Source organism: Leifsonia sp. PS1209, assembly GCF_012317045.1.
Lineage (GTDB): Bacteria > Actinomycetota > Actinomycetes > Actinomycetales > Microbacteriaceae > Leifsonia.
The window spans coordinates 3,790,953-3,814,900 of the sequence record NZ_CP051154.1 but is presented as its reverse complement, the minus strand read 5'-3'; the positions used below and the strand labels follow the sequence as shown (position 1 = coordinate 3,814,900).

Genomic DNA, 23,948 nt, shown 5'->3' with positions numbered 1-23,948 from the left:
ACTCGGCAACCGGGAATTGTTCCGCCGCGCGTGTCACACGTCCGCCTCCACCGGTGTCTCAAGGGGCAGAGAGTCGAACGAAGGAGATCTCATGACCACCCCGATCCAGGTCGTCGTCATCGGCGGAGGATACGCAGGAGTGACAGCAGCAAACCGCCTGACCACGCGCGGCGACATCGCCGTGACCCTTGTCAACGCGCGACCCGTCTTCGTCGAGCGCATCCGGCTGCACCAGCTGGCCGGTGGCTCGGACGACGCCGTGGTCGAATACGCGAAAGTGCTCGCCGACGGCATCCGGCTCGTGGTCGACACCGCCGACCGCATCGACCGGGATGCGCGGACCGTGCAGCTCGCATCCGGTGCCGTGCTCGGCTACGACTACCTCGTCTACGCCCTCGGCAGCGGGCGCGCGGTGCTGGAGGTGCCGGGCGCGGCTGAGTTCGCTCATCCGATCGCCGACCTGGCCGACGCCGAACGGCTGCGGGATGCGCTCGCGGCAGCAGGTGATGCGGCTCCCGTCACCGTCGTGGGCGGTGGCCCGGCGGGCATCGAGACCGCGGCGGAGCTCGCCGAGCAGGGCCGCGACGTCGTACTGTTCTGCGCCGGTCCGCTCGGTCCGACGCTGCACCAGCGCGCCCGGCGGACAGTCGAGCGACGGCTGACGGCGCTCGGCGTCCGCATCGAGGACGGCCAGGGCTCGCGGGTCACCGCGGTGACATCGGATGCGGTCCAGCTGGCGGACGGACGCAGCATCCCGAGCGCGGTGACCGTGTGGGCGACCGGTTTCGGCGTGCCGCAACTGGCGCGGAGCAGCGGGTTGACCGCGGACGCCATCGGCCGCCTCGTCACCGACGAGACGCTGACCAGCGTGGACGACGACCGCATCGTGGCGGCGGGAGACTCGGCCGCCCCGTCGGGGCTCGCGGTGCGGATGAGCTGCCAGGCAGCCGGCCCGCTCGGCGGTTCGGCGGCGGACACGGTACTGCGCCGCATCGCCGGAGGGCAGCCGGCGCCGTTCGTGCTCGGCTTCGTCGGACTGTGCATCAGCCTCGGACGGCGCAGCGGCATCTTCCAGTTCGAGCACAGGAACGACACCGCGACGGGGGTGTACATCTCCGGGCGCGCGGGAGCGAAAGTGAAAGAGGTGGTGTGCTGGGGAACGGTCGAGTCGCTGGTCATCGAGGCGCGCCATCCCGGGGCGACGCGACTCCCGGCGGCCTTCGGAGATCGGGAGCGCCGCCGTATGCTCGCAGAAGCGGGTGCGGGTGTGGGTGCCGCGTCGGGTGTGGGTGCTGGTGCGGTTTCGGGTGGAGGGGAGCTGGCGTGAGCGACGACGAGGCGGAGGATGCGGACCGGCAGGACGGCCCGGCGGGCGACGCATCCGGTGACGCCACCGAGTTCTTCGTCGCCCACCGGAACCTGCTGTTCACCGTCGCGTACGAGATGCTCGGCTCGGCCGCCGACGCGGAGGACGTGCTGCAGGAGACCTGGCTGCGCTGGGTGAGGGTCGACAGAGCGGAGGTGCGCAACGAGCGTGCGTACCTGGTCAGGATCGCGACCCGGCTCGCCCTCAACCGCCTGCGTTCCGTGCAGCGCCGCCGCGAGGCGTACGTGGGCCCGTGGCTGCCCGAGCCACTGCTGACCGCCCCGGATGTGGCCGACGACGCCGAACTCGCCGAGTCCGTCTCGATTGCGCTCATGGTGGTGCTGGAAACCCTCGGCCCCACCGAGCGGGTCGTATTCGTGCTGCGCGAGGTGTTTGGTTTCGGCTTCGACGAGATCGCCGCCGCCGTCGACAGGACCCCGGCCGCCGTGCGCCAGATCGCCCACCGCGCCCGCGGCCACGTGGAGGCGCGGCGCCCCCGCGTCACCGTCACGGCCGGCGAGGCCAGAGCGGCCCTCGAAGCCTTCCGGGTCGCGGTCGAGACGGGAGACACGCAGGGCGTCCTCGCCGTGCTGGCCCCGGATGTGGTGCTCGTCAGCGACGGCGGCGGAGTGAAACAGGCAGCCCTCCGCCCGATCGTCGGCGCCGACAAGGTCGCCCGCTTCATCGCAGGAGGCATCCGCAAGACGGGCGCATCCGTCACCGGAGCGGCGACGACCGTCAACGGCAACCCAGCCCTGGTCCTCAGCGTCGACGGCGAGATGGACGGCGTCCTCGCCGCCCAGGTCGCCGACGGCCGCATCGTCGGCCTCTACTTCGTCCGCAACCCCCAGAAGCTGACTCGCGTGGGCGAGGAGACGATGCTGTCGCGGCGGTGAGGGGGATGCGCGATGCCCGCCAGCCCCCCTACCGCCCCAGCGCCCGCACCGCCACCTTCGCCGCCTCCGCCACCAGTGCGTTGTCCGGCGTGGCATCCGGCGTGTCCTTCCGCGTCAGCACCACGACGATCACCGGCGCCCTGCCTGCCGGGTACACCACCGCGATGTCGTCGCGCACGCCGTATTCACCCGTGCCCGTCTTGTCGGCGACCGGCCATGCGGGGTCCACTCCGGCGCGGATCGTCTCGTCGCCTGTCGTGTTGTCGAGCATCGTGTTGCGGAGCAGCGTCCGATCGGCCGCCTCCAGCGTCTTCCCGAGAACGACCGTGCGCAGGTCGGCGGCGAACTGGGCAGGGGTGGTCGTGTCGCGGGGGTCGCCGGGTAGGGCCTCGTTGAGGTCGGGCTCGACGCGGTCGACGTTGGTGACTCGGTCGCCGATGCCGCGCATCCACTGTTCGACCGCATCCGGGCCGCCGAGCCGGGCGACCAGCAGGTTGGCCGCGGTGTTGTCGCTGAAGCGGAGCATCGCGTCGAGGAGCTCGCGCACCGTCATGCCGGTGTCGACGAAACGGCTCGTGATCGGCGCGTAGTCGAGCAGATCCGCGCGCGTGTAGTGGATGACCGTGCCGAGGTCGGCGGTGGTCGTGCGCTGCAGGGTGGCGGCGGCGATGAACGTCTTGTTGGACGACGCGAACGGGAACCGCTCACCCGACCGGTAGCCCACCGCACGCCCGTTGCCGGTGTCGACGGCGGTCACTCCGAGGGTGGCGCCGTGGGTGCGTTCGAGGGCCGCGAAGGCGCGGCTGGTGGCGGTGGATGCGGCGGGGGCGGCGGGGGTGCCGGGGATGCCGGATGCAGCGAGGGCGCCGGATGCGGCAGGCGCCCCGGCCGTGCCGTGCACCCCGGACGCCGCCGCGGACACCCCCACCCCTGTCGCGGCGAGCGCCGCCTGGCACCCGGACAGCAGCACGGTGGCGGCGACGGTGGCGGCGGCCGCGCGGAGGACGATTCGTGTTCGAGCGTTCATGCCTCCAGCCTCACCGCCGCCACTTATCCCGTCCAAGACCGGATCGCGCCGACTCATGCGCAAACAGCATGACGTTAGGCTGCTTGGCGTGGACCTGATCGCGGCGTACCGGGTGCTCGTCGAGATCGACGAGCGCGGCTCGGTGACGCGCGCCGCGGCAGCCCTGGATGTTGCCCAGTCGGTCGCGAGCCGCCGCATCCTGGCACTCGAACGGCAGCTCGGCGCCCCGCTGCTCGAACGCAACGCCCGCCACGCCGTGCTCACCGCGTTCGGGCGCGACCTCGTGCCGTCGGCCCGTCGCCTCGTGCGGCTCGCCGACGAGGTCGAACTGGATGCCGAGCGCGCCAGACTGCGGCCGGTGACGGTCGCCGTACCCACCGGATGCTCGACACGCGACCTCGCCGTCACCGTCGCGGCCGGGAGCGCGGCCGGCCTGCGCCTCGAGTTCCGCGCCGCGCCGCCGCCGCGCAGAGCAGAGCTCGCCAGCACGCTCGCGGTCCGCGTTGCCGTGCTCGCCGTCCCCGTCGACGAGGCGGAGTGGGTCGCCGAACTCGGAGCAGCCGGACGTCGCCCCTCCGACCGCGCCCTCCGCCTCGAAGCGCTCCGGCCGAGCCGCCGCGGGCGCAGCACCAGAGATGCGGACGCCGGCGCCCGCATCCGGATCGCCCCCGAGGACGACCTGCCGCACCTCCGCGACCCCCTCACCAGGGCGGCGTACGCGGCGGGCCTGCTCCCCGGGCAGCTGCCGGTGGATGCGTCGGTCACGTCCGCGCTCGCCGCGGTGCTCGCCGACGGCGACCTGCTGCTGTGCACCAGCGCGGAAGCCCGCGACCTCGGCCTGCACTGGCGGCCGTTCACCGGCCTGCCGCTCGCACGCGGTTTCGCGCTTGCCGGCGACAGCGCCCACGACGTGGATGCGGTGCGCACGGCGGTCGCCGACGAGCTGGCGGCAGCGCTCGGGGCGGAGGCGTCGCGTGGCTGACCACCGCCTCCTCTCCGCCGTGCGTGCCGACCTCGCTGCCGCGGGGCTGCGCGCATCCATCGTCGTCCGGGACATCGACGCCGGCCGCGAGGTCGCCATCGACGCCGACGTCCCCACCCCGGCCGCCTCGCTCGCGAAGGTGCCGATCGCGCTGTCCGTCCTCCTCCGCATCGCCGACGGCCGGATCGGCGGCGCTGCGCCCGTGACCGTCCCGCCCGGCGACCCGGCGGAGGGCACCCCGGGCACCGGCCGGTTCCGTCACCCGTCGACCATCGCCGTCGACGACCTCGTCTCGCTCGCTCTCACCATCAGCGACAACGGAGCAGCCGACGCCCTCCTCGCCCTGGTGCCCGCCGCCGACGTCATGGCCGACCTGGATGCGCTGGGCATCCGCGGCATCGCCGTCCGCCACCCGTTCGCCGACCTGTCCGACACCCCGCTCGAACGGTTCGCGCCCGACGACGCGCACCTCGCCCACACCCTCGCCATCCGGGGCAGCACCCCCGCCCACGGCCATCCCGTGCGGCAGCTCGACGTCGCGCGCACCAACACGGTCACCGCCGCCGGTTTCGCCGACCTGCTCGAAGCGATCTGGCGCGAGCGCGGCATCCCGCCCGTGGCCGCGTCACGGCTGCGCGAGCACCTGCACGGCAACGCGATCCGCCACCGCCTCGCCCCCGACCTGGCCGCCGACGACGCCCGCTGGGCGTCCAAGACCGGCACACTCCTCAACCTGCGGCACGAGGCCGGTGTGCTCGAGAACGCGGACGGCTCCCGCTTCGCGATCGTCGCGCTGAGCGCATCCACGGTCCCCGCATCGGTGCAGCCGGCCGCCGAGGCCGCCCTCGGCGCCGCTGCCCGCGCCCTCTACGAGCACCTGCGCGGCTGACGCCCCCCACGCGAGACACCAGTAACTGTCGCGAAACGCCCGGGATGCGCGACAGTTGCTGGCATCTCGCGGCCAGCGGGGCGGCACGCGGGCGGCGCGGTCTAGCCGGCCGCGCCGTAGTCCGCCACCAGCGTCCGCGCCGCACCGTCCAGCTCCACCACGCCGCCGTACGGCAGTATCCACTGCGGCCGCGTGTGCCCGAAGGGCACGCCCGCGCAAACCACCGCATCTGGGTTGTACCGCGCGACCTCGTCGATGACGGTCGCGCTCTGCTCGGCCCGGTATGCGGCCCGGTCCGCCGCGGGCGGAACGTCGCCGAACTCACTTGCGGCCGGCCGCGCGACGATCACGCCCGCCACCGCGCCGAGGATGCCGCGCTCGCCGAGGGCGCGCATCCATCGCCGGATCAGTCGCGCGGGTGGCACCTCCTCACTCGTCTCGAGGATGAGCACCGCGCCGCGCAGCGCGTCGAGTGCGGGGAGCCGGTCGGCGACCGCCAGCTGGTCGACCACCTCGATGCATCCGCCCCAGGTGCGTCCGGTGACGCGCGCGGCGGGTCCGGCCCACACCCAGGGTTCGGTCGTCTCGCGGTCGCCGTGGTCGGTCAGCGCGCGCGGCGAACGCCAGTCGATCCCGAAGTCTTCGGAGTCGCCGGGATCGGTCACGTCGAGGCGGCCTCCGTCGAGCAGTGCAGCCCGCAGCGACGCCAGGTGGATGGGGTCGATGCCGGGACCGGGGCCCAGGTGCACCTGGGTGGAACCGCCGTAGTACGCCTCGATCCCGAGGTGCCACATCCAGTTCAGGATGTTCGTGTTGTCGCTGTAGCCGAGGAAGAGCGTGGGGTTCGCGGTGGGGAGGGCGGCGTCGAGATGCGGGACGACCGTGATCTGGTCGTCGCCGCCGATCGTCGCGATGATCGCCCGGATGTCCGGGTCGCCGAACGCGGCGTTCAGGTCGGCGGCGCGCGCCTCCGGTGTCGCGCCGAGCATCCGGGTGGTCGGGTATTCGACCGGCACCAGCCCGGTCGCCTCGGCGAGCCGCCGCATGGCCTGTTCGTGCACCTCCGGCGCAAACCCCGGCGCGGCGAACGACGGGGACAGCACCGCGATCCTGTCGCCGGGTCGCAGCTTCCCGGGCGAGCGGAGCGAACTGATGACGCGATCAGCCACGGCGCACCCAATCCACTTCGTCCATCAGCAGGTCGATCCCGCGCCCGACCGGCGTGTAGCCGAGCGACGTGGATGCGGTCGTGTCGAGCACGATCGGGTGCACCGTGCGCCACGGGTGGTGCCCGCGCTCGCCGTCGTCCGGCGCATCCACGAGGTCGAGCACTCCCTGCCAGCCCACCCGCACGCCGATCGCCCGCGCGATCTCTTCCGCCGTCGGCGTGTCCGGGTCGGCACTGTTCAGGATGCGCGTCCCCGGCGTGCCCGCGATGGCCTCGATGAGCGCGGCCGTGTTCGCCGCAGCGGTCAGGTGGTCGACGGACCGCCCACCCTCGGCCAGGTCGATCCGTTCGTCTCCGCGCAGCATCCGCTCGACGAAGTGCCGGCTGCGTGCATTGCGCGCCCAGCGCCCGTGCACCTTCGACGGCCGGACCACCGTGACGGGCAGTCCGCTGCTGAGCGCCGCCAGCTCCACGGCGACCTTCGACGGCGCGTACCCGTCGCGCGTGTACGGGTCGACGTCGTCGCCGGCAGGGGGAAGCGTCGGATTGTCTTCGCGCAGCGGAACGGCGAACCGCGGCGGCTCGTCGCCGTTGATGTGTCGCCCGTCCGCGTCGACGTAGACGGCCCTGGTCGAGATGACGACCGTGTGCGCGACCGAGCCCATCACGGGGAGCAGGCTGCGCACATCCCGTGCTGAGTAGGCCACCAGGTCGACCAGCAGGTCGGTGTCGTCGCCGACCAGCCGTCCGATCCCGGATGCGTCGGTCCGCGGCAGCGCATGGAACCGCACCCCGGCCTCGGCGAGTTCGGCGGGCATCGCCGCCGCGTCGCGACCGGTGACGTCGACCGTCCAGCCGCTCAGCGCGAGCCTCTCCGCCGTCGCCCCTCCGATGGCTCCCGTCCCGCCCAGCACGACCGCGCGCATCCACGTCCCCCGTTCGTCTCTGCACTGCAATCTACCGGTGCGCCGCGGGAGTCGGATGCACGTCGCATTGGATAAGTGAAAGCGGCCCCACTTCTCACACAAAACGTTGCATTCTTATAGAAAAATTTTAGATGCGCGCGACCCGCATATACCGTGTTGGTATCGCGATGAAGCGCTCAGGCGGTCGATGGCGATGTATCGAGATTGGAGTCAATTCATGAAAAAGATGGCAAAGACAGCTATGGTCGCGGTCCTCTCGATGGGCTCGCCAGGGCCGCGGGGCTCGTGTGCTCCCATCTCCGGACGATCTGCCCGCGGATGTCGTCGCCGCCATTGATGCCCTCGTCAGGGGTGCAGCAAGGCGGGGCGTCTCGCTCCCGCAGCTGGTCAGGTATCTGGAGGAAACGTCGACATGAGTGTTAGCCCCGTGGTTCGGTTCGATGGTGCACGAAGAGGTTTCGCGGCGATGTTGGTCACGGCCACATCCGTCGCGATCGTGTGGTCGCTCGTTGTCTGGGGCGATTCTCTGCCCGCTGAGCTGCCTTCACAGTGGTCGGGAGCAGAGGTGGTCTCGCGACTTCCCACGTGGGTGTTCGCTGGGATGGCAGTCGTGATTTCCGCTGTAGCCTCGGCCTTTGCCTGGCACGCTGCAGTCCGGCCCGAACACTACGACCGCCCCCGGCGGGTCTTCCTCATCGCGGGGTCGGTCGGGGCAGTCACCGCCGCGGCGTGGCTGATCAGCGCAAGCGCCGCTCGTACGTCCGGCCAGGAGATCGGTGCCGCCGGGCTCGTGGCGGTGGCTGCAGTGTTCTACGGCTTCATCCCTTTCGCTTTCGCACCGTCTCGCGCTCAGGCGGACTCCACCGGTGAACCTGCTGAGATCGTGCTGAAAGCCAACGAGACCCTTGCGTGGTCGCGAGCGCAGTTTGTACCGCTTTTTGCCTGGGCGACTGCGATCAGCGGTCTGGTGGCGATCGCGCTCGGCTACCTGCCGATGGTGATGACAGGAATCGTGGCGTCCAATCTCAGCGTCGCGATCGTGGCGTCGAGCCTCGCTGCAATGTTCTGCGTATGTGCTCGAGTGCGCGTATCGGTAGACCTTCGAGGGCTTCGTGCACGGTCCGCAACGCTAGGAATTCGGCTCATGTCGGTTCGATTGAACGAGATTGACAAGGCGGTTGTGACCCGACTCGAACCCTCGCGGTGGGCTGGATGGGGCTATCGCGTCGGCCCTCGAGGTATGGCTCTCGTTCTTCGGGGCGGTCCAGCTATTGTCGCGACACTTCACAGCGGGGCCGAGATCGCCGTCACCACCCCGGATGCGGACGAAGCTGTCGGTGTGCTTCTTGCTCTGAAGAGCCAGGAGCTCGGCCGCGGTCCGCAATAGTGATCCGCGAAGCCACCCGCCCCCACCGTCACCGCGTGAGCTCGATCACCAGCTCCCGATGCGTCGCCACCCGCAGCCCGGTCTGTACGAACCCTTCGCGCTCCAGCGGCAGCAGCCCCCAGCTGTCCGGCTGCTTCGGGGTCTCGGCGTCGACGTATTCGATCAGCCAGATGCGTTCGACGCCCTCCAGGCGGTCGCGCGCGTCCGCCTGGTCGACCGAGTACGCGGCGTCGTGCCAGGTGTCGTTCTGCTGGTACGGGGTCTGGAGGGTCACGTCGACCAGCCCGGCGAACCCGGCCGGGTACGTGTGCATCGCCAGCCGGGGGCGGCGGGAGGGGCGGACCGATTCGTCGAAGATCACGCCGTCTCCCGGGTGCGCGTGGGCGCCGACCACCGCGCTCAGCTCGGCCCAGTCGCTGTCGTTCTTCGCGTATGCCGTCCGCTGGCCGACGTAGACCGGCACGATCAGGGCGAGCAGCAGCGCCCCCGCCGTGATCCCGGCCCACGCCCGCAGACGGAACAGCGAGCGCACCCCGCAGGCGATCAGGATCGCCGCCGCCGGCGCACAGAACGAGACATACCTGGCCGTGAAGCCGGGGATCACCGCCTGCGCGGAGACGAGGATGACCGTCGGCACGACCAGCCAGGCCACGGCCAGGGCGAGCGGCGTCGGGGTGCTACGGGTGAGCATCCACGTGTTGCGGACGCCGGACCGCACGCGCAGCAGCCACGGGATGCACACCGCGGCCACCATGAGCGCCCACGCCGCAGTGGCCACCCACCACGACCCGAACCAGAGCGAGCGGAACATCGTCTCGAACGAGGACTGGTCGGTGGTCGCCAGGTAGGAGATCTGGTTGCGTTCCAGCAGGCCGACGACGCCGAGGGGAACGGCGGCGAGCATCGCGCAGGCGACGGCCGCCGCCCAACCGATCAGGGTCGCACGCCGGACCCGGAGGGTGGCGAGGATCACCGCATGCACCGCGACGAAGAGCGCCACGTAGAGGAACACGTACGTGCCGACCGCCAGGAGGGCCGCGTAGCCGACCCACCAGCCCGTCCCGACCTCTCTGCGGTGCAGGATCTCCACCAGCAGCACGGTCAGCCAGGCGACGACGGCCGCGCTGAACGCGTACGACCGTGCTTCCTCTGCCATATACGTCACGCGCGGGAGGATCATGCACACCGCACCGGCCAGCACGGCCAGTCGGCGGCCGTCGAGGCGCCAGACGAGCACCACGACCGCGGCGGTCGTCAGCCCGACCGCGACGGCGCTCGGGAAGCGGAGGGCGAACGGCGAGGTTCCGAACACACTGATCCACCAGTGCAGGCCCAGGTAGTAAGCGCCGTGCACGGCGTCCACGTGACCGAGCATCGTGGCAAGCGACGGCAGGGAGCGCTCGGCCGAGAGGAGACTGGCCGCCTCGTCTCCCCAGAGCGACGGGATCCACGACCCCGCAGCGGCGAGCAGCGTCGACAGGAGCCCGGCGACGGTGGCGACGAACCACACCGAGCCGGTGAGCGGCCGCGCTCGGAGAGGCGCTTGGCGCGTCGCGACGAGTGACACGGGGCGACCTCCCCTCTCACAGGCGAACCCTCACAGGCGAACTCTTCCCCTCAGTTCATCCTGTTGAGTCCCAGAATCCTCCAAGATGGAGGAATGCGCTACGAACCTGAGCGGATCGGCAGGGTGTTCAGGGTTACAGCGTCGGCAGGGTCAGTCTGAGCACTGTTCCCGCGTCGCTGGTGGCGGCGACATCGACGCTGCCGCCGGACCGCGCCGCGATGTCGCGCACGAGGGCGAGGCCGATGCCGAAGCTGGGACGGACGGGGGTGGGGCTGGTCCCCGACGCGCCCGCGCCCGCCGCGCCCGCCGACGCCTGCGGCGCCCGAGCGAACCGGTCGAAGATCCGCCGAGGGTCGATGCCCCGGATGCCCGTCCCCTGGTCGGCCACCGTCAGCGTCACCGTCCGCCCCTGCACGCGCACGGCGACGGTGATCGTAGACCCGTCCGGCGAGTGCGCGAGCGCATTGTCGACCAGCGCCGTCACGCAGCGTTGCAGGCTCGCGGCGGGCATCGCGACGAGCGCGTCGTGCCCGGCAGGAGCATCCAGTCGCACGTCGATGCCGCGCGGCTCGGCGAGCACCCGCATGGCGTCGGCCGCGCGGTCGACGGCGGCGAGCACCGGGGTGGGGTCTCCGTGGGCATCCTGGACTGGCTCTGCGGCAAGCAGCAGGTCGTCGACGATGTCGATGAGGGCGCGCGCGTCGGTGCGCAGCTCGGCGACGACCGGCGACGACGGGTCGTCGGGCGGCAGCGTGCGCTGCAGGATCTGCAACCGCGCGTCGAGCACGGCGAGCGGGGTGCGCAGCTCGTGGCTCGCATCCTGCACGAACGTCCGCTGCATCTGCAGTGCACGGCCGAGCGGACGCACGGCCCGGCGGGTGATGATCAGGCTGGCCGCCCCGGCCACCGCGACCGCGAGCACGCCGACCACCACGAACGCGATCATCGCCTCCGTGGTGTCGATGTAGATCTTGTGCTCGCCCGGCCGCGGCTTCTCCGCCAGCTCGGCGGGCCGCAGCTGATCGAGCACGAAGAAGAACGCCACCCCGATGGCCGCGACCACGAGCGCCCCGGATGCGATGGTCAGCTGCACCCCGACCACACGGGATGCGCGCCGCACGGCCGTCGCGTCGACGTCGGTCGCATCGGCCCCGGCCCGACCGCCGCGCACTCCGCGCCCGTCGCGCCCGCCGCGCACTCCGCGCTTCACAGCGCCCCCAGTCGGTATCCCTCGCCGCGCACCGTGCTGATGAGGTCTTTGTCGGTCTTGCGCCGCACGTAGTGCACGTAGGTGTCCACGGTCCCGGGCTGTTCGTCGTTCTCGAACACCTCGCTCAGGATCTGGCGACGGCTGAACGTGCGCAGCGGGTTCTCCGCCAGCAGGCGCAGCAGAGCGGTCTCCCGCGCGGTCAACTGGATGCGCCCGTCGTACGGCGAGTAGATGCAGCGGCTCTCCGGGTAGAACTGCCAATCGCCCACCGCGATCACCGGCCCCTCGCCCGTGAACGTGCGCGTGATGGCGCGCAGCCGCGCGAGCAGTTCGTCGAACTCGAACGGCTTCACGAGGTAGTCGTTCGCCCCGGCATCCAGCCCACCGACGCGGTCGGCGAGACCACCGAGCGCCGTCAGCATGAGAATGGGCGTGACGACGCGGCGCGCCCGCAGCGTCTCCACGATGGTCACCCCGTCCGTGCCGGGCAGTCGTCGGTCCACCACGATGGCGTCGAACGTCCCGTCGAGCCCGGCGCGCAGCCCGGCGTCGCCGTCGGCGATCAGCGTCACCTCATAGGTCTCCGCGAGCACCTGTTCGATCAGCGGGCCGAGGCGCTGGTCGTCCTCGACCAGCAGCACGCGCTGCCGTTCACGCTCCATGAGCGCTCCGCGCCCTCCTCACGGCGAGGACGACTCCGGTCAGCAGCAGAGCGACCCCGATGACGCCGATCACGATGCCGATCCACATGCCGGAGTAGTCGGCAACGGGGATGACCGGCATCGAGGTCCCGGCTTGGGTGTACTGGGTGTACGTGTTCACGGGGAGCGTCGGGATCGGGCCCTTCGAGATCACCACGATCGTGTCCACCGGTCTCGCCACCCAGGTCACGATCAGGCCGCCGATGGTCGCCAGCGCACCCACCACCAGCAGCGCAGTGATGCCCTTGTTCCCCCGCACGGCTTCGATCATGCAGCGAATCTACATGCCCACCGTCCGGTCGCGCTCCCACGGGGTGAAGGGCGATCGACGGTAGCGTGATGGGATGGGCATCCACTTGGTCGGCGGCGGCAATGACCCGCGCTACGACATCGACGTGTACACAGGCTTCGTGATCGAGGCGTCGCAGCGTGCCGCGAGACGCGAACCGGATGCGACGGCCAGAATCGCCGTGATCACGGTCCGCGAGGGTGGCGAGGCCGACCACGCCGCCCGGCTCGCGGAGGCGCTGACGACCGCAGCGGCGTCGGAAGCGGCCGGTGGCGTGAGCATCGAGCCGGTGATCGGCGCCTTCGCGGAGGGCCAGCTGGTCGACCCGAGCGCGCTGGAGGGCATCGACGCCCTGGTGGTCGGCGGAGGCCTCACGCCCGCCTACCTCGACGCCCTGCTCCCCTCGGCCGAGACCATCCAGGCGGCCGTCGTCGACGGGATGCCGTACCTCGGCTTCTCCGCGGGCGCGATGATCGCGCCGGATCGCGCCCTCATCGGAGGCTGGCGCATCGGTGGCGTCGAGGTCTCCCCGGAGGACGGCTCCGAGGAGCTGGACGAGGTCACCGTCGTCCCCGGACTCGGGCTCGTGGACGTGACCGTCGACGTGCACGCGGTGCAGTGGGGCAACCTCTCGCGGCTGATCGCGGCAGTGGATGCGCAACTCGTCGACGGCGGCGTCGCCATCGACGAGCACACGGTGCTGTCTGTCGGGTCCGGTCCGCTGCGCGCGGCCGGCGCGGGAACCGTGTGGGCGGTGACGCGGGGGACGCCGCACGTGCAGGTGCAGAGCATCCATTGATCGGGAGTGGCGCCGCGACGCGTGTGATCCCCGCCTCTTAGCGATTTCTGGGAACCGCAGCGCCAGAGTGTCCTGGTGCTGCGCAACAAAGTCCCCGAAGTGACCGCCCTGTTCTGGGTGGCCAAAGTGCTGACCACCGCGATGGGCGAGACGACCTCCGATTTCCTCGTGCACCGGATCGACCCTCCCGTGGCGGTCGCCGGGGCCGCCGTCGTGCTGGGGGTCGCCCTGGTGCTGCAGTTCGCGGTGCGCAGGTACATCTCGTGGGTGTACTGGTTCGCGGTGCTGATGGTGGCGGTGTTCGGGACCATGGTCGCCGACGTCATCCACGTGCAGTTCGGGGTGCCCTACCTGGTGTCGACGACGGTGTTCCTGGTGGTCCTCGCCGCGGTGTTCGCGCTCTGGTACGCGACGCAGCGGACCCTCTCGGTGCACAGCATCAACACGCGGCCGCGGGAGTTCTTCTACTGGTGCGCCGTGCTCACCACGTTCGCGCTCGGCACCGCGGTCGGCGACCTCACCGCGGTCACCTTCGGGCTCGGCTACCTCGCCTCCGGGGTCGTCTTCCTGGTGCTGTTCGCACTGCCGGGCGCCGGGTACCGCTGGTGGGGGCTCGGCGCCACGGCCGCGTTCTGGGCGTCGTATGTACTGACCAGGCCGTTCGGCGCATCCATCTCGGACTGGCTGGCGGTGTCGCACGCGCGCCACGGGCTGGGCCTCGGCACCGGCCAGGTGAGTCTGGCGCTGTTCGTCGCCATCATCGTGGTGGTCGGCATCAGCAGCGGCCGCAACCGGATGCGCGTCACTGGGCTAACCCATAGCAACCCCGCAGCCCCTCCCCAGGAGAACTAAGAATCCGGCAAGAATCAGCCGCGATCGTTGGAAGCATGGAGATCAGACCATGACCGCGATCGCGACACCGCCCCCGGCGGCCGCTGCGGAGACGAGCCGTCCGGCCAGGCGCCACGGTTCGGTGACCGTGCGCGTCGTGCTGGCGGTGGGCCTCGTCGGCGTGCTCTGGCTGTGGTGGGTCGGCGTCCCGGCGGGCTTCACCGCAACGCCCGCCAGCGTCGCCACCACCGTCGGCGAGCTGAGCGGGCTGCTCGGCGCATACCTGGTCTGCGCCCAGGTGCTCCTGATCGCGCGAGTGCCATGGTTCGAGCGGGCGGTCGGGCTCGACCGGCTGGTCTCCTGGCACCGGTCGCTCGGCGCATCCGTCGTCCTGCTCGTGATCACGCATGTCGTGTTCATGGTGCTGGGCGCAGAGATCCTGTCGAAGACGATGCCGTGGGATGCGTTCGTCGCGATGCTGCAGGACTACCCGGACATGCTCACCGCCTTCGTCGGCACCATCGCGTTCCTCGCCGTTGGGCTGAGCAGCGCCCGGCTGGTGCGCGCGAAGCTGTCCTACGAGGTCTGGTACTGGCTGCACCTGTCCACCTACGTCGCGATCTTCCTCACCTTCCTGCACCAGCTGAGCGGAGGCACGCACTTCGTCGGGCAGCCGTTCGCGCGCATCCTGTGGATCGCGCTGTACCTGGGGACGGCCGCCGCCGTGCTCACCTGGCGTTTCGTCCTGCCGACAATGGATGCGTGGCGGCACAGGATGCGCGTCGCCGCCGTGGTGCCGGAGGGCGAGGGCATGTCGAGCGTCTGGCTCACCGGCAACCGGATGCACGAACTCGGCGTGCGCGGAGGCAACTTCCTGAACTTCCGCTTCCTCGCCTGGGGTCACCTGCTCACGGCGCACCCGTACTCGGTGTCGCGCCTGCCCACCGACGGGTATCTGCGGATCACGGTCGGGGCGCTCGGCGACCACTCGACGCGCCTGTCCGGGCTGAAGAAGGGCACGCTGGTGTTCGCGGAAGGCCCGTTCGGGCACTTCACCGCGGACAGGGCGACCAGGCCGCGCATCCTGCTGATCGCCGGTGGTGCGGGCATCGGGCCGATCAGGGCGCTCGCCGAAGAACTCGTGGCCCGCGGGGCGCAGCCGGTGGTGCTGTACCGGGCGCACTCGACGGCGCACCTGGCGCTGGCCGCCGAGCTGCAGGCCATGCCGGGGGTCACGGTCGTGCCGGTGCCCGGCCGCCGCAGCGAACTCGGCTACGACCCGCTCGACGTCGAGCCGATGCAGCGGTTCATCCCTGCGCTGCGCGACTGGGAGGCGTTCATCTGTGGACCGCAGGGGATGGCCGACCGCGCAGAGCAGACCCTCCGAGAGCTCGGGATGCCCGGGCGCTTCATCCACCGAGAAGAACTGAGCATGTCATGAGCCAGAAGAAGTGGCGAGGAACCATCCTGTTCACGATCATCGTGGTGGTGATGGGCGGGACGATCGGCCTCAAGCTGTACGGGCTGGGGGAGACGCAGACCGCGACCACGGCGGCGGTGGCGGGGCGGACGAGCGCGGGTGCGAGCACGGGCACGGGCTCGTCGGGAACCACCGGCACTGGCAGCACCGGCACCTCCACCACCTCGTCCCCGTCCGCGACCTCCACCCCGGCGACCGCGCCCGCCTCCGCCAGCACGGTCGTCACCGGCAGCACCGTCGACACCCGCTACGGCCCCATCCAGTTGCAGGTCACCTTCTCCGGCACGACGATCACCGCGATCACCGCCCTGCAGACCCCCGATCAGGATGGCCGCAGCGTCTCCATCAACGAGCAGGCGGTGCCGATCCTCACCCAGGAGGCGCTGGCCTCGCAGTCGGCGTCGATCGACACCGTCTCCGGCGCCACGTACACGTCCGAGGGCTACATGCGGTCCCTGCAATCGGCGATCGACCAGCGGTGAGGTTCGTGGAGACGGTGATGGGCATCCCGATGTCTATCGACCTCCGGGATGCGGAGGACAACGCGGCGGCGGATGCTGCCACCGGGGCCTTCGCGGTGCTGAGGGAGGCGGACGAGCGGTTCAGCGTCTACCGTCCGGACTCCGAGGTAAGCGCGGCCAACCGTGGCGAACATCCATCGTCCGCGTTCAGCGACGAGCTGACCGCCGTGATTGCGCTGGGCGACGAGGCCGAGCGGGCGTCGGGCGGTGCGTTCCGAATCCGGAAGCCGGACGGGACGCTCGACCTCGACGGCGTCGTCAAGGGATGGGCGGCGGAGCGCGCGGCCGAGGCGTTGCGCAACCACGGGATGCGCCGCTTCTGTCTGAACGCGGGCGGCGACGTGGTGGTCGGCGACGCTCCGGATGCCGCGCCGGCCTGGAACGTCGGCGTGCGGGCACCGAGCGATCCCGACGCGATCCTGGCCGTGCTCGCCGCGGAGAACGCCGCGGTTGCCACCTCCGGCGCGTACGAGCGCGGAGCCCACATCGTCGACGGTCGCACGGGCGCGCCCGCCGCGGGGTTGCTCAGCGCCACCGTCGTCGCGGGCGACCTCACCACCGCCGACATCCTCGCCACCGCGGTCTTCGCCCTGGGCCGCCCCGGCGTCGACTGGGCGGTCGGGCACGGCGCCACCGGCGTGCTCGCACTCACCGACAGCGGGCAGCTCCTCGTCTCCGGCACCATCCACTTCGCGCGGCCGGCGGCATGACCGAGCCCGCGACCTATACTGCGACAGTGAGCGGGATGCCCCGGGTGCTGGTAGCCGAGGACGACGCGCGCCTTGCCGGGATGCTGACCGAACTCCTCACCTCGGAGGGCTACGAGGTCGTCGTCGCCACAGACGGCCAGCGCGCCCTCCACCTCGGCCTCACCGAGGAGGTCGACGTCGTGATCCTCGACCGCGGGCTGCCCATCCTGGACGGCCTGGATGTGCTCGGCCGCCTGCGCGACAACGGCGTCACCGTCCCCGTGCTCATCCTCTCCGCCCTCGGCAACGCCGCACACAGGGTCGAGGGGCTGGACGGCGGCGCGGAGGACTACCTGGCCAAGCCGTTCGACATCGACGAACTGCTCGCGCGGCTGCGGGTGCTCCGGCGGAGGAGCGCATCCACCACCCCCGCTGTGCGGTTCCCGGGCGGGATGCTCGAGGTCGGCAACCGCACGGTCGTCACCTCCCAGGGCGACCGCGTCGTGCTCTCCGAGCGCGAGTCCGCCCTGCTCGAACAGCTGGCGCGGCGGCCGACCCAGGTGTTCTCGCGCGCCGTGCTGCTGGACACCGTGTTCGCCGACGCCGACGACCCGGGAGTGGTCGACACCTACGTGCACCACCTGCGCAAGAAGTTCGGCCGCGACCTCATCGAGACGGTCCGCGGCCTCGGCTACCGGATGGGCCCGCTGTCGTGACGGGTGCAGCGTCGTGACCTCGCCCGAACGCACGGAGGCCCGCTCGGCGGCGACCAGGCTCGCGCTCCAGTTCACGGCGACCATCCTGGTGCTGTTCGTGGTGCTTGGTGCCGTTGTCCTGCTGGTCGTGTCGGCAGGGCAGGCCGAAGCGGCCAAGCGCACGCTGGCCGACGCCTCCCAGGTCGACTCGGTGCACGACGCACCGCGCAACCTCCTCGTCACGGTCATCTCGCCGCAGGGCAGGGAGAGTTCGCCCGGGCTGCCGGACGGGCTGCCGGACGAAGCGGCGCTCGCGCGCGTGCAGGCGGGCGGCCCGGCGGAGACCTCCACCGTCGAGGCCGGAGGACAGAGCTACCTCACCGTCACCGACGTCCGCCGCGGGAAGGTGGTTCAGGTGTCGTACGGGCTGGGCGAGCAGGCCGAGGAGTTGGGCCGCCTCGTCGGGGCGCTCGTCATCTCGGGCGTCGTCGCCGTGGTGGCCGGTGCGTTCCTCGCCGTCTTCTTCGCGCGCCGCGCCATGCGGCCGCTCGCTGACGCCCTCGCCCTGCAGCGCCGGTTCGTCGCCGACGCGAGCCACGAACTGCGCACCCCGCTGACCCTGCTCAGCACGCGCGCCCAGCTGGTGCGCCGCCGGGCACGGGATGCGTCCTCCGCCGTCGACCAGGAGGTCAGGTCCGGCATCGACGAGATCGTCGACGACAGCAAGGCGCTCACGGAGATCGTCGAAGACCTGCTGATCGCGGCCGACCCCCGGCAGGCGGCGGGGGCGGAACGGGTGGACCTCGCGGTTGTCGCGGCAGCGGTGGCGCGGGCGGCGGAGGCGCGGGCCGCAGAACGCGACGTGGTGATCGAGGTCGGCGGCGCGGGGGAGTCCGCCGAGGTGTCCGGGACCCCGGTGTCGCTGAGGAGGATGGTGGTGGCGCTGGTCGACAACGCCGTCGATCACGCCGCATCCCGAGTGGTCGTCGACGTCGGGCGCGCAGGAGGGGACGTGGTGCTCACCGTCAGCGACGACGGCCCCGGATTCGCGGACGGCGCCGATCGCCGCGTGTTCGAGCGGTTCGCGTCGACGCGCACCGCCGACCAGGCGGGCAGGCACTACGGCCTGGGTCTCGCCCTCGTCGCCGACGTCGTCGCCAGGCACGGCGGCACCGTCGCGGTGGCGAACGACGGGAAGGACGGCGGCGCAATCGTCACCGTCCGGCTCCCGGCCGACCTCAAAACGCGAACACCTGACCGAACACGATCACCAGGATGAGGAACACGCCCACGATCCCGCCGATCACGCCCAGGGTGCGCTTCGACAGCTTGGCGATGCCGAACCCGACGAGGAACGGCAGGGCGAGGCAGCCGAGGGCGAGGATCCACCAGAACGCCTGAAAGCCGAACTGAGACGCCGATTCGAGGCGTCCGCCGAACAGCTTCTGCGTCGCGGGATGCGTGGCGAACGCGATGCACGCGGACAGCGGGTATGCGATCAGCACGGCGACGATCAGCCCGGCGAAGGCGCCCCACGCGCCCCGACCGACACCGGCACTGATGTCGAGCGTCTCTTCCTTGTGGGGTCCCTGCCTGCTCTTGGTGCTCATGCGCACAGCATAGGGGTCGGCGTCGGCGGCCGGGAAGGGACCTCCTGGCGCAGAGCGCACGGCAGGATTAGGCTCCGAAATGTCAGCCGCTTCGTCGAAGGAGGCCGGACATGGCTCTCGGCTCACCTCTGCACCACCCGCACGGCCCGTTCACCGACGGGTTCTTCCACAACCACGACTTCGATTACGACCTCCGCGTCGTGCTCGGTCACGCGTTCTCCGGGGCGGCGGACACCGGTGAGGTGCTCGCCGCGGTGGAGTCCGTCGGGGAGCGGGACCACGAGGCCTGGTTCGCCGCGTGGCTGGCGCTCGGCTCGCGGCTGCGCGCCGCCGGGGACGATCAGGCGGCTGCGGGGAACGACATCAGCGCTTCGCGGTCGTATCTCCGCGCATCCACGTATCTGGGTGCGGCGCTGAACGCGGTCGCCTCCCTGCCGTCGTCGGATGCGCTGCTGCCGACGTTCCGCGAGCACCGTGCGGCCTGGGACCGTTTCGTCGACACGACTCCCGTCTCGATCCACCGGGTGAACATCCCGTATGAGGGCACGTCGCTTCCCGGCTACTTCTTCCGGCCGTGGGGCACGGCGGGGTCGGGCCGGACGCTCATCATGAACAACGGCAGCGACGGTGCGATCAGTTCGATGTGGGCGAGCGGCGGCGCTGGAGCGTTGCAGCGCGGATACAACGTGCTGATGTTCGACGGCCCGGGCCAGCAGTCGATGCTGTTCGAGCGCGGGATGCCGTTCCGTCACGACTGGGAGGCGGTGATCACCCCGGTGGTCGACTACCTCCTCGGCCGCGACGACGTCGACCGCGACAAGCTGGCGATCTGCGGCATCAGCCAGGGCGGGTACTGGGTGCCGAGGGCGCTCGCGTTCGAGCACCGCATCGCGGCCGCCGTCGTCGACCCGGGCGTCGTGGATGTGTCGACCTCGTGGACCGGCCACCTCCCCAAGAGCATGCTGAAGCTCCTGGCCGACGGCGAGAGCGAGAAGTTCGACCGCGACATGGAGCTCGCGATGAAGTTCTCCCCGGATCTCGCCCGCACGTGGGAGTTCCGGGCCAGGCCGTACAGGAAGGACAGCTATTTCGAGACGGTCAAGGCGGTCCTCAACTACCGCCTGGACAACGTCGCGTCGTCCATCACCACGCCGCTGCTGATCACCGAACCGGAGGACGAGCAGTTCTGGCCTGGCCAGTCCCGCCGCCTCGCCGAGCTGACGCCCGGCGTCTCCACCGTCGTCCCGTTCACCGCGGACGAGGGCGCCAACTTCCACTGCGAGCCGCTCGCCCGCTCGCTGGTCGACCAGCGCATGTTCGACTGGCTGGATGCGCGACTCGGGTGACCCTGCGGCTCGCTACTCGAAGACCGGCGTCGTGAAGCGGCGCTCGTAGCGGCGGATGCATCCGGTGTCGCGCGCGTACTGGAACGCCGCGATGCATTCGGGGTCCGACGCAGCGGCTATGCGGTACTTCTCGTACTCGGCCAGGGAGGGGAACGTGAACAGCGCGAACGCCTCGTCGCTGTCCCCTTCGCTCGGCATGAAGTAGCCGTGGTGCTGTCCGCCCAGCTTCTCGACCAGCCGGATCCACCGCCTGCCGTACTCGGTGAACTCCTCGAGTTTGTCGGCGTCGATCTCGTAGCGCAGGTGAACGGTGATCATGCTCGGTCCTCTCGTCGGGCGTCGATGTCCAGGGTCATGAAGGCGCTGTACGGGTCGTCCGTGTACGACCCGTACGGCCCGCACTCCACGAACCCGGCCTTGGCGTACAGCCGCCGCGCCGGCACGAAGAAGTCCATCGATCCGGTCTCCAGCGACACTCTCCGCACATCCCGTGCCCGAGCGTCGTCGAGCGCGTGGGCGAGCAGTGCCGCGGCGATCCCCTGACCCCGCCGCTCCGGGTCGGTGCGCATGGATTTCAGTTCCTCGTGCCCCGGCTCGTCGAGCGTGGCGAGCGCGACCGTCCCCACCACGTCGTCGCCATCGACCGCCGTCCACATCCGCACCCGCGGCAGCTGCAGTCCGGCGAGGTCGAGCGCGTGCCTGCTCTCCGGCGGCGCGGTCGGCTCGAGGTCGTCGAGGTGCGCCTGCAGGAACGCGAGCAGGGACGGTGAGGCGAAGTCGGCGCGGGTGATCGTGAGGGCGGCGGGCATGGGACGACGCTATCGCAGCGTGGCGGGGTGGATGCTCGGCCCCGGCGCTCAGGGGTCCTGCGGCTCGGGGGCGTGGGTGTGCATCCTGACTCCGTCGTCGTTGAAGATGCTGATCACCTGCGCCGGTTTGCCGCCCGCTGCCGAGATGGCGTGCGGTGTGCGCGTGTCGAACTCGGCGGCCTCGCCGCGCGTGAGGGTGAGGTCCTGATCCCCGAGCCGCAGACGCAGTCGGCCGGCGAGCACGTAGATCCACTCGTACCCGTCGTGCACCCGCAGCTCGGGAAGCACGGCAACCGGCGGATACGTGATCTTGTACGTGTGCACGGGCGAGCTCTCGGGCGCGAGCGGCGCGATCACGAGCCCGTCCCGCCGGATCACCGGACGATGGATGCGCGGATCGCTCGCGTCGACACTGATCAGATCGTCGACCCGGATGCCCAGCTGCCTGGTCAGCGGCAGCAGCAGCTCGAGGCTCGCCTGCCGCTTGCCGGACTCCAGCCGGGACAGCGTGCTCGCCGACATGCCGGCGCGGGACGCGAGCTCATCCAGCGTCCAGCCGCGCGAGCGCCGCACGATCCTGAGCCTCGCGCCCACCTGTGCCAGCTCGTCGCGCATCCACTGTCTCCCGCCTGTGCTGCCGTTGCCTGCCTTGCTGTTTCCGCAAACCGCCTTGCCATTCTCTCACCCGTGGTCTGGACTGTCGACATGAACACTGCAGACACCCCCACCGTTCGGGATGCGATCATCATCGGCGGCAGCGCGGCCGGCCTCTCCGCCGCGCTCATGCTGGGCAGGGCGCGCCGCCGTGTGCTCGTCATCGACGCCGGCTTCCCGCGCAACCGTTTCGCCGATCACATGCACGGCGTCCTCGGCAACGACGGAACATCGCCAGCGGACTTCGTGCGCGCAGGCCGCGCGGAGGCCGCCGCATACGGCGTCGAATTCCTGGATGCCACCGTCGACAGCGTGACCGACAACGGCGCCACCGTCACGGTGACGCTCACCGACGGCCGCGAACTGCCGACGCGCGCCCTCGTCGTGGCGACGGGCATCACCGACGAGCTGCCCACCATCCCGGGCCTGGCGGAGCGCTGGGGCACGACCGTGCTGCACTGCCCGTACTGCCACGGCTGGGAGGTCCGCGACCGCCGCCTCGGCGTGCTGGCGACGTCGCCGATGGCCCTGCACCAAGCCAAGCTCGTGCGCCAGTGGAGCGACCACGTCACTTTCTTCTCCGCCGCCGCAGGCGAACTCGCCCCGGCCGACGAGGCCCGCCTGCGTGCGAGAGGCGTGATCGTCGTCACCTCCCCGATCGCGGAGGTGCTCGGCGACGGCCCACAGCTCACCGGTGTCCGCACCGCTGACGGAACGCTGACCCCCCTCGACGCCCTCTTCACCGCCGGAGCGCCCCGCCCGCACGACACCTTCCTGACCGGCCTCGTCCTGGCACGCACGGACCTCCCCGCCGGCCTCGGCTCCTTCCTCACCGTCGACCAGGCAGGCGCGACGAGCCACCCCCGAATCTGGGCGGCAGGCAACGTGATCAACCCGATGGCCACCGTCCCGATGGCCGTCGGCGCCGGGGCCCTCGCGGGCGGGGCGGTGAACGGCGCGCTTGTGGAGGAGGACTTCGACGCGGCGGTGGGTGGATGTTGACCAAACTCACTAACGCGTGTTAGTGTCCCATCACCCCCGCAGCTAACGCGGGTTAGTTTCCGGAAAGGACCACCGCGATGACGCGCCCCGTGACCATGAGCGACCTCGCTCGAGCGTTGGGTGTTTCGCGATCCGCTGTCTCCTTTGCGTTGAACAACGAGAACCAGGTGTCCGAGGAGACTCGCCGCCGCGTCGTCGAAAAGGCGGCGGAGCTCGGCTACCGACCGAACGCCGGCGCTCGCGCCCTGGCCTCGCAGACGACCGGTCTCTACGGACTGGTCACGGACATCGTCACCACCCCGTTCGCCGGCGACTTGATCGCCGGTGCCCAGGAGACCTTCTGGCGGCACGGCAAGTCCCTGATCATCGCCGGGACGAACACGCCGGATCATCCCGACCGGCGTTCCGTCGAGATGATGCTCGAGCACCGCGTGGGCGGAGTCCTCTTCGCGACGACGTGGAACCGCACGATCAAGGTCCCCAGTGTGCTGAGCGGCGTCCCCATGGCGCTGGTGCACTGCTCGGACATCGACGGGCACTATCCCTCCGTCCTCCCCGACGAGGTCGCCGGCGGATACGAAGCCGGGTCTCTGCTTGCCGACAGTGGCCGGAAGAGGATCGCCATGATCAATCTTCCCGAGGGCCTCACGGCGGCGGAGGGCCGACGCGTCGGCTTCGAACGAGCGCTGAACGACGCCGGCCTCGCCGTCGACCCCGCACTGATCGTCACCGGCGGCGCCGACGCGACCGACGGCTACCGGGCTGCTAAGCACCTACTGCAGCAGCCGCTCATCCCCGACGGGATCTTCTGCGCGAACGACCGCCTCGCGATGGGCGCCTACGACGCCATTCGCGAGGCCGGGCTGCGCATCCCCGAAGACATCGGGGTCGTCGGCTTCGACAACCAAGAACTCATCTCTAGCTTCCTTCGCCCCGCGCTGACCACCATCTCCCTCCCGTTCCGGGAGATGGGTCGGATCGGCGCCGAGCTCCTCATGCAGATGGAGCGCGGCGAGGAAGGCCCTCGCGAAACCGTCGTGGTCAACTGCCCGACCGTGATCCGAGAGTCCATCTAACACCGCAACACATCCCCCCTTCAAAGAC

The 23,948-nt window shown here is 70.9% G+C and carries 26 protein-coding genes; 15 read left to right on the top strand and 11 right to left on the bottom strand.

Features of this window, described 5'->3' with window-relative positions; translation table 11 throughout:
* Positions 1 to 91 precede the first annotated feature (91 nt).
* Together HF024_RS18280 and HF024_RS18275 are read left to right on the top strand one after the other, a co-directional pair.
* Entirely contained in the window at positions 92 to 1,327 is a 1,236-nt protein-coding gene (locus tag HF024_RS18280) for an FAD-dependent oxidoreductase (protein WP_168690541.1), read from the top strand.
* The gene (locus HF024_RS18275) at positions 1,324 to 2,262 is read left to right on the top strand and encodes an RNA polymerase sigma-70 factor (RefSeq protein WP_168690540.1); all 939 of its coding nucleotides are present in this window, start codon (positions 1,324 to 1,326) and stop codon (positions 2,260 to 2,262) included. The genes HF024_RS18280 and HF024_RS18275 overlap by 4 nt, the downstream gene beginning before the upstream one ends.
* Positions 2,263 to 2,290: 28 nt before the next feature.
* Here the strand turns inward: HF024_RS18275 and bla are convergent, their stop codons facing one another.
* Positions 2,291 to 3,289, bottom strand: coding sequence for a class A beta-lactamase (gene bla, locus HF024_RS18270; RefSeq protein WP_168690539.1), 999 nt, complete (start codon positions 3,287 to 3,289; stop codon positions 2,291 to 2,293).
* 88 nt (positions 3,290 to 3,377) lie between these two features.
* Between bla and HF024_RS18265 the strand changes: the two genes are divergently transcribed.
* Both HF024_RS18265 and HF024_RS18260 read left to right on the top strand, forming a co-directional pair.
* A complete protein-coding gene (locus HF024_RS18265; RefSeq protein ID WP_168690538.1) occupies positions 3,378 to 4,271 on the top strand; it encodes a LysR family transcriptional regulator in 894 nt (297 codons plus the stop codon).
* Positions 4,264 to 5,160 (top strand): serine hydrolase, encoded by an 897-nt coding sequence (locus HF024_RS18260; protein ID WP_247597191.1) that lies wholly within the window; start codon positions 4,264 to 4,266, stop codon positions 5,158 to 5,160. Before HF024_RS18265 ends, HF024_RS18260 begins: the two co-directional genes overlap by 8 nt.
* Before the next feature lie 101 nt (positions 5,161 to 5,261).
* On the opposite strand, the gene HF024_RS18255 is transcribed toward HF024_RS18260, so the two are convergent.
* Together HF024_RS18255 and HF024_RS18250 are read right to left on the bottom strand one after the other, a co-directional pair.
* The gene (locus HF024_RS18255) at positions 5,262 to 6,329 is read right to left on the bottom strand and encodes a S66 peptidase family protein (protein WP_247597190.1); all 1,068 of its coding nucleotides are present in this window, start codon (positions 6,327 to 6,329) and stop codon (positions 5,262 to 5,264) included.
* A complete protein-coding gene (locus tag HF024_RS18250) occupies positions 6,322 to 7,254 on the bottom strand; it encodes an NAD-dependent epimerase/dehydratase family protein (protein WP_168690536.1) in 933 nt (310 codons plus the stop codon). The genes HF024_RS18255 and HF024_RS18250 overlap by 8 nt, the downstream gene beginning before the upstream one ends.
* A gap of 466 nt (positions 7,255 to 7,720) precedes the next feature.
* Between HF024_RS18250 and HF024_RS18245 the strand changes: the two genes are divergently transcribed.
* The gene (locus tag HF024_RS18245) at positions 7,721 to 8,641 is read left to right on the top strand and encodes a hypothetical protein (RefSeq protein WP_168690535.1); all 921 of its coding nucleotides are present in this window, start codon (positions 7,721 to 7,723) and stop codon (positions 8,639 to 8,641) included.
* Positions 8,642 to 8,669: 28 nt separating this feature from the next.
* Here HF024_RS18245 and HF024_RS18240 read toward each other — a convergent pair whose 3' ends face one another.
* The 4 genes from HF024_RS18240 to HF024_RS18225 form a co-directional block, all read right to left on the bottom strand.
* Positions 8,670 to 10,208, bottom strand: coding sequence for a glycosyltransferase family 39 protein (locus HF024_RS18240; protein WP_168690534.1), 1,539 nt, complete (start codon positions 10,206 to 10,208; stop codon positions 8,670 to 8,672).
* 133 nt (positions 10,209 to 10,341) lie between these two features.
* Complete coding sequence (locus HF024_RS18235) at positions 10,342 to 11,418, bottom strand: HAMP domain-containing sensor histidine kinase (RefSeq protein ID WP_168690533.1); 1,077 nt, start codon at positions 11,416 to 11,418, stop codon at positions 10,342 to 10,344.
* Complete coding sequence (locus tag HF024_RS18230) at positions 11,415 to 12,080, bottom strand: response regulator transcription factor (protein WP_085368281.1); 666 nt, start codon at positions 12,078 to 12,080, stop codon at positions 11,415 to 11,417. Before HF024_RS18230 ends, HF024_RS18235 begins: the two co-directional genes overlap by 4 nt.
* The gene (locus HF024_RS18225; RefSeq protein WP_168690532.1) at positions 12,070 to 12,390 is read right to left on the bottom strand and encodes a hypothetical protein; all 321 of its coding nucleotides are present in this window, start codon (positions 12,388 to 12,390) and stop codon (positions 12,070 to 12,072) included. Before HF024_RS18225 ends, HF024_RS18230 begins: the two co-directional genes overlap by 11 nt.
* Positions 12,391 to 12,463: 73 nt before the next feature.
* Between HF024_RS18225 and HF024_RS18220 the strand changes: the two genes are divergently transcribed.
* The 7 genes from HF024_RS18220 (at position 12,464) to HF024_RS18190 (ending at position 18,702) form a co-directional block, all read left to right on the top strand.
* Positions 12,464 to 13,207 carry a Type 1 glutamine amidotransferase-like domain-containing protein gene (locus HF024_RS18220; protein ID WP_168690531.1) on the top strand — a complete coding sequence of 248 codons (744 nt, stop codon included), beginning with the start codon at positions 12,464 to 12,466 and terminating at the stop codon, positions 13,205 to 13,207.
* Positions 13,208 to 13,282: 75 nt separating this feature from the next.
* Entirely contained in the window at positions 13,283 to 14,059 is a 777-nt protein-coding gene (locus HF024_RS18215) for a hypothetical protein (protein ID WP_247597189.1), read from the top strand.
* 49 nt (positions 14,060 to 14,108) lie between these two features.
* Positions 14,109 to 15,479: a ferredoxin reductase family protein gene (locus tag HF024_RS18210; RefSeq protein WP_168690530.1), complete on the top strand. Its 1,371-nt coding sequence runs from the start codon at positions 14,109 to 14,111 to the stop codon at positions 15,477 to 15,479.
* Positions 15,476 to 16,000 (top strand): FMN-binding protein, encoded by a 525-nt coding sequence (locus HF024_RS18205; protein ID WP_168690529.1) that lies wholly within the window; start codon positions 15,476 to 15,478, stop codon positions 15,998 to 16,000. Before HF024_RS18210 ends, HF024_RS18205 begins: the two co-directional genes overlap by 4 nt.
* Positions 16,001 to 16,029: 29 nt before the next feature.
* A complete protein-coding gene (locus HF024_RS18200; protein ID WP_247597188.1) occupies positions 16,030 to 16,749 on the top strand; it encodes an FAD:protein FMN transferase in 720 nt (239 codons plus the stop codon).
* 35 nt (positions 16,750 to 16,784) lie between these two features.
* The gene (locus tag HF024_RS18195) at positions 16,785 to 17,444 is read left to right on the top strand and encodes a response regulator transcription factor (RefSeq protein WP_247597460.1); all 660 of its coding nucleotides are present in this window, start codon (positions 16,785 to 16,787) and stop codon (positions 17,442 to 17,444) included.
* Between the two features lie 13 nt (positions 17,445 to 17,457).
* Positions 17,458 to 18,702, top strand: a complete 1,245-nt coding sequence (locus tag HF024_RS18190; protein ID WP_168690527.1) for a HAMP domain-containing sensor histidine kinase — start codon at positions 17,458 to 17,460, stop codon at positions 18,700 to 18,702.
* On the opposite strand, the gene HF024_RS18185 is transcribed toward HF024_RS18190, so the two are convergent.
* Complete coding sequence (locus HF024_RS18185) at positions 18,662 to 19,033, bottom strand: hypothetical protein (RefSeq protein WP_085368402.1); 372 nt, start codon at positions 19,031 to 19,033, stop codon at positions 18,662 to 18,664. The genes HF024_RS18190 and HF024_RS18185 overlap by 41 nt on opposite strands.
* 110 nt (positions 19,034 to 19,143) lie before the next feature.
* Between HF024_RS18185 and HF024_RS18180 the strand changes: the two genes are divergently transcribed.
* Positions 19,144 to 20,379 (top strand): prolyl oligopeptidase family serine peptidase, encoded by a 1,236-nt coding sequence (locus HF024_RS18180; RefSeq protein WP_168690526.1) that lies wholly within the window; start codon positions 19,144 to 19,146, stop codon positions 20,377 to 20,379.
* A 12-nt stretch (positions 20,380 to 20,391) separates the two neighbouring features.
* On the opposite strand, the gene HF024_RS18175 is transcribed toward HF024_RS18180, so the two are convergent.
* The 3 genes from HF024_RS18175 to HF024_RS18165 are packed head-to-tail and all read right to left on the bottom strand — an operon-like array spanning position 20,392 to position 21,803.
* A complete protein-coding gene (locus tag HF024_RS18175) occupies positions 20,392 to 20,697 on the bottom strand; it encodes an NIPSNAP family protein (RefSeq protein ID WP_168690525.1) in 306 nt (101 codons plus the stop codon).
* On the bottom strand, positions 20,694 to 21,188 hold the full coding sequence (locus HF024_RS18170; protein WP_168690524.1) for a GNAT family N-acetyltransferase: 495 nt from the start codon (positions 21,186 to 21,188) through the stop codon (positions 20,694 to 20,696). The genes HF024_RS18175 and HF024_RS18170 overlap by 4 nt, the downstream gene beginning before the upstream one ends.
* A gap of 48 nt (positions 21,189 to 21,236) precedes the next feature.
* Positions 21,237 to 21,803, bottom strand: a complete 567-nt coding sequence (locus tag HF024_RS18165; RefSeq protein WP_168690523.1) for an XRE family transcriptional regulator — start codon at positions 21,801 to 21,803, stop codon at positions 21,237 to 21,239.
* Between the two features lie 90 nt (positions 21,804 to 21,893).
* Here HF024_RS18165 and HF024_RS18160 point away from each other — a divergent pair, with 90 nt between their 5' ends.
* Both HF024_RS18160 and HF024_RS18155 read left to right on the top strand, forming a co-directional pair.
* Complete coding sequence (locus tag HF024_RS18160; protein WP_168690522.1) at positions 21,894 to 22,844, top strand: NAD(P)/FAD-dependent oxidoreductase; 951 nt, start codon at positions 21,894 to 21,896, stop codon at positions 22,842 to 22,844.
* Between the two features lie 77 nt (positions 22,845 to 22,921).
* Positions 22,922 to 23,920 carry a LacI family DNA-binding transcriptional regulator gene (locus tag HF024_RS18155; protein WP_168690521.1) on the top strand — a complete coding sequence of 333 codons (999 nt, stop codon included), beginning with the start codon at positions 22,922 to 22,924 and terminating at the stop codon, positions 23,918 to 23,920.
* Positions 23,921 to 23,948: the final 28 nt, after the last annotated feature.